Genomic DNA, 4,499 nt, shown 5'->3' on the forward strand with positions numbered 1-4,499 from the left:
GTGCTGGAGGTGCACGTAGGTAACCCGGCCGTCCGATTCTACCTTAAAAGGGGGTATAGGCCGAGAGGGTCTGTCGAGTGGCTCGGCGCTAGGTACCTGCTAATGGCTAAGCCCCTTCACTCCTAACGCGCGCAGCCTAAATGCTCAAAGGGCTTGGGCACCGAGCGAAAAGCCCGATGATTTGCCCATTCTCGACAAGCCCGGGCACTCAAGGAAAGAACCTTGAATGCGCTCTCCGCGTCGCCCACAGGGATTGAAGAGCTTTCTGCGCGCACTTTCGGTCTTCATTTATCGATAGCCTAATTTCCTCGCTGCGCACGCTACGCACGTGTCAGCTCTCAGCGACGCGTTGAGCACCATCGAGAGTCTAATCAGAGCGGTTGAGGAGCGCGTGTCAGCCCTGGCGCAGCCGATATCGGGCGAACCCTTCGAAAGAGTTGGGTTCATCGATGGGAGCTACGCGATGGACGAGAGGAGGGGTGTCTACGTGCTCGCTCTCTCCGCCGCATCCATCGTGGTGAACGGCGGCAGAATGGAGGGGGTTCTCAGGGGTAGCGCGAAACCCCACATCACGCTGCTCGCCCCCAAGAGCTACGCCGAGTCGAGGGCGAGCATGCTCATGTCCATCTTCGAGCTGCTCGGAGCAGTCGACCTGGTGCGGAGGGGTGTGGAAGCCGTCTTCCTGGACGGCAGCTACGTCTCAGAGATGATGGTCCCCTTCGGCCACGCGCGCGACGTCTACGAGCGGTTCAACCCCCTCTCCGCCGGAGTGAGAGCGGGCGCGCTGGATGAGTGGGGTGAAGCGTCCTCAAAGGCTGCCCTGGAGGCTGCCGCCGGCGAGCTTCCCGCTTCGCTAGCCGAGCTCCTGGAGAGGATCTACTCGCACTCGAACGGGGTCTACAGCGAGATATGCGGCGTAGCTCCGGACGTTAAGAGTAGGAAGGAGGCGCTCGACTTTGCCGTCGTGTACTGCGAGACGACCGCCTACCTGGCGCTCCTGAACCACCTCCTAGACGAGTGCGAAAGAAGGGGTGTGAAGCCCTTCTGGGTTGCGAAGGACGCCGAGAGCCGCTACATCGTCGAGAGGGAGGGCATACTCGGCTGGTTGAACGACCTGTCCCTCCTCGACTACGCGTGGAGGGATCGCGAGTCCGTGCACACGACCCTCAAGGGGGTGCCGATCCACAAGCCGAAACCCTGCGCGCTCTGGACCCCCCTCCTCGACGAGGTGTACGAGCGGTGGGGCGGGTACGGCGTCAGCTACTTCAAGTTCGGTAGAGCCGGTGCCGTGTCCCAGATGACGTACCCGCACTTCGTAGGGGAAGAGGACGTATCCGCCGCCCTCGCGACGCTCCAAGCACTGGCGGACCACAGGGGCTACCCGAGGCCCCTCAGCTACGTCCACCACATCGCCGTCCTGAACCCGGAGTTCGCGAAGCTGATCGCTGACGAGCTCTACAGGAGGGAGAAGAACCCCATCCTCAAGTCCATGCTGGCTCCCAGCGGTAGAGCCATGGCGGGTTTGAGGTGATGGGGATGATCGAGGTTGGGAGGGTCGTCACCGTCTACGGCCGCAGCCTCATCCGGTTCGCCGCCTTCGAGGACAAGATCCACCTGCTCCTGAAGCCGGGAGCCTACGTGAAGGTGGAGTGCAGCGGGTCCTGGGCCTACGCGATGATCGTCAGCTTCAACCTCCTCGACGAGCTGTACAGGCGGGGCAGGATCGTGGAGGAGCTCGAGGGCTACGCAGAGCTGAGGCCGGCCCGGAACGAGCTGATCGCGATGCTCGTGGGCCTCGAGGACGGCGGGACCATCAGGCGGGGCGTGCCGGAGCTCCCGAAGCCGGGGCAGAAGGTGTACGCGGCCGAAACTCGGGATCTGGCGAAAGTGACCGCGCAGGGCGACCTTGAGGTGGGTCGGCTCAGCTGCGACCCCAACGTCGTCTACACGCTGTCACTGAACATGCTCTGCTCCCGCCACTTCGCGGTGCTGGCTATGACGGGCGCCGGGAAGTCCAACGCGGTGGCCGTGATCCTCGCATCGATCCTCGAGAAGTACCCCTACTCGAGGGTGATCGTCGTCGACACCCACAACGAGTACGTCCCGCTCGCCAGCAGGTACCCGAGCGTCCGCGTCGCTTCTCCAGCCGGCAGGACCGCAAGGCTCGTGGAGGCCAGGTACGGGGTGAAACCGCTGCCCCTCGAAGTGCCCCTCTGGACCCTGGGGTTGGAGGAGGTGGCGGGCCTCCTCCGCCTCGACCCCTCCAAAGCCACGAAGCAGCTCATGTACCTGAGGAACGCGATGCAGGAGGCTCGTAGGGCCAGGTACCCGCTCGCGAGCGCCGACGACCCCATCTACTTCGAGGTGGGGGAGCTGCGGCAGCTGCTGGAGAGGCAGGCTAGAACGAGCCGGTACACGGACAGGTCGCTCGACGACCTGCTGCTGAAGATCGACATGCTCATCGACAACGCGGACTTGAGGTACGTGACGAGACCGGTTGAGAGCAAGCGGATTTACGAGGAGGTGGAGGGGGAGGAGCCGAGAAAGAGCGTTGAAGCCTACACGAGGATCTACGGTCGGCTGCTCGAGCCCGGTTTAACGGTGGTGGCGCTCGGCGGGCTGCCCAGCGACGCTCAAGCTTCGACGGCGGCCACGATCCTCAAGTCCGTCTGGAGGCTGATAACGGCTAGCGTGCTCGCGGGCAACCCACTGCCCACCCTCGTGATAGTCGAGGAGGCCCACAACTACGCCCCCCAGGGCCGCTGGAGCCCGGCCCGCGACATACTGGAGCGGATCGCGAAGGAGGGGAGGAAGTTCGGCATCGGCCTTGGGGTTGTGAGCCAGAGGCCCCGGGAGCTCTCCCAGACCCTACTCGCGCAGTGCGGAACGCTCATCGCGCTCAGGACGGCGAACCCCAGGGACCAGGAGTACATCCTCAGCAGCATGGAGGACGTGGTTGGCGAGATGGTGGAGGGCCTCTCAGGCCTAGCGACAGGCGAGGCCCTCATCTCAGGATCCGCGGCTCTCATACCGGCGGTCATCCGGTTCTACGACTTCCAGTCCAGGTACGGGGTCACGCTCGGTGGGAAAGACTTGGACTGGTCGGCTGAATGGAGCCGGCCTCCAAAGCCGATCGACCTAGCACCCTACCTCGTGGGCGAAGAAAGGGAAGAGGTTGAAGCAGGGGAAGAGGGGGAAGCCGGAGCAGAGAAGAGCCGTTTGCTCGAAGAGTTCTTCTAGCCATCCATTATACCTTGATTGACCAGCCCCTACACTCGACAGCGACCCCCGAAGTTGGTAGGAGCTCCACGCCAGCGGGAACACAACCCAGGGCTAGGGAGCAAAAACCATCCCCTCCGCCCTCCCTCGGCATCCCTTTCACCTCTACAAGTCATCTGCTAAGAACTTTGGGGCGGAAGGCTTCGTTCGGCGAAAAACGTTATGTTTAGCGCAAGTTTACGCTCCTTGACGGTTGAGGCTTAGAAAGGTTAAAAAGCCTTGAGAGTAAGTAAGGTTGGGAGTATGAGAGTAAAAACGAGCCTGCTCCTCGACGAAGCTTTGTGGAGGTTGTTTAAGGCTAGAGTAACGAAGGAGAGGGGTTTGAGGGGGCTTAGCGAGGCGGTGGAGGAGGCGATAAGGGAGGAGCTGTGCGACATCGAAGTTGCTGAAGCGCTATTGAAGTTGGCTGGGGAGGAGATTGCCGCGCTTGACGTGGAGCCCGTCAAGCCGCTCATAGAAACCTCGGCCGCTCAAGCTGTGAGAGAGCTGAGGGAGTCCAGGTTGTGAAAGTTTACCTCGACTCGAGCGCGATCGTCAAAAGGTACGTAGAGGAGAGGGGTAGCACTATCGTGCGGAAGGTCTACAGAGAGGCGTACAGTGGGAGTGCAACCCTGACGGTATCAGCTTGGAACATTGGTGAGGTTCTTGGAGTCTTCAACAAGTATCGCAGGAGGGGGTGGCTGAGCGAGGAGGGCTACACCGAAGCTCTACGAACCTTCGCCAGTGAAACATCGAGGCTCATCAAGCTTGGCGTAATGAGCTTAGTTCCCGTTAGAACGAGCATCCTGATCGCCTCCTGGAGCCTCACCCTGAAGCACAACATCTACCAGGCCGACGCCCTCCAGGTAGTATCGGCGAAGCACGCGGGAGCGGACATTTTCTACACGGGAGACAGGGAGCTGGCTAAAGTCGCATCGAGTGAGGGGCTCAGAGTCGTGTGCCTGGAGGACTAACAGCTGCCATCAGCAAGTCAGTCCGTGAAGCGAATGCCGCGTCACAGCCGAGGCAGAGATCCGATATGGGTCAGCCGTATAAGCTTAGCAAGCTTCGAGAGAGAAGCATCTAACCTCACCTCTAGGAAACACTACGCATGGTGCTTATATTGATTACGATTCTTTTAGTCATACCAACTTACAGATCTCCTTCCAGAATGGAAAAGCTCAAGAATTTCCTTTTTGTTCATACACCAATATCATCCAGCATTCAAAGGTTTCAGCACT

At 60.8% G+C, this 4,499-nt stretch carries 5 protein-coding genes; 4 read left to right on the forward strand and 1 reads right to left on the reverse strand.

Going from position 1 to position 4,499, the window contains the following annotated elements:
• Positions 1 to 328: 328 nt before the first annotated feature.
• Together QXF46_09185 and QXF46_09190 are read left to right on the forward strand one after the other, a co-directional pair.
• Positions 329 to 1,531: a DNA double-strand break repair nuclease NurA gene (locus QXF46_09185; protein MEM0227033.1), complete on the forward strand. Its 1,203-nt coding sequence runs from the start codon at positions 329 to 331 to the stop codon at positions 1,529 to 1,531.
• Positions 1,532 to 1,536: 5 nt separating this feature from the next.
• Positions 1,537 to 3,240: an ATP-binding protein gene (locus QXF46_09190; GenBank protein ID MEM0227034.1), complete on the forward strand. Its 1,704-nt coding sequence runs from the start codon at positions 1,537 to 1,539 to the stop codon at positions 3,238 to 3,240.
• Between the two features lie 7 nt (positions 3,241 to 3,247).
• Here QXF46_09190 and QXF46_09195 read toward each other — a convergent pair whose 3' ends face one another.
• Positions 3,248 to 3,373 (reverse strand): hypothetical protein, encoded by a 126-nt coding sequence (locus QXF46_09195; GenBank protein MEM0227035.1) that lies wholly within the window; start codon positions 3,371 to 3,373, stop codon positions 3,248 to 3,250.
• A gap of 149 nt (positions 3,374 to 3,522) precedes the next feature.
• On the opposite strand from QXF46_09195, the gene QXF46_09200 reads away from it, so the two are divergent.
• Together QXF46_09200 and QXF46_09205 are read left to right on the forward strand one after the other, a co-directional pair.
• Positions 3,523 to 3,786: a hypothetical protein gene (locus tag QXF46_09200; protein MEM0227036.1), complete on the forward strand. Its 264-nt coding sequence runs from the start codon at positions 3,523 to 3,525 to the stop codon at positions 3,784 to 3,786.
• A complete protein-coding gene (locus QXF46_09205) occupies positions 3,783 to 4,232 on the forward strand; it encodes a type II toxin-antitoxin system VapC family toxin (GenBank protein MEM0227037.1) in 450 nt (149 codons plus the stop codon). The genes QXF46_09200 and QXF46_09205 overlap by 4 nt, the downstream gene beginning before the upstream one ends.
• The last annotated feature ends 267 nt before the right edge of the window (positions 4,233 to 4,499 follow it).

The organism is Thermofilaceae archaeon (assembly GCA_038731975.1).
In the GTDB taxonomy this organism is placed as follows: domain Archaea; phylum Thermoproteota; class Thermoprotei; order Thermofilales; family Thermofilaceae; genus JANXEW01.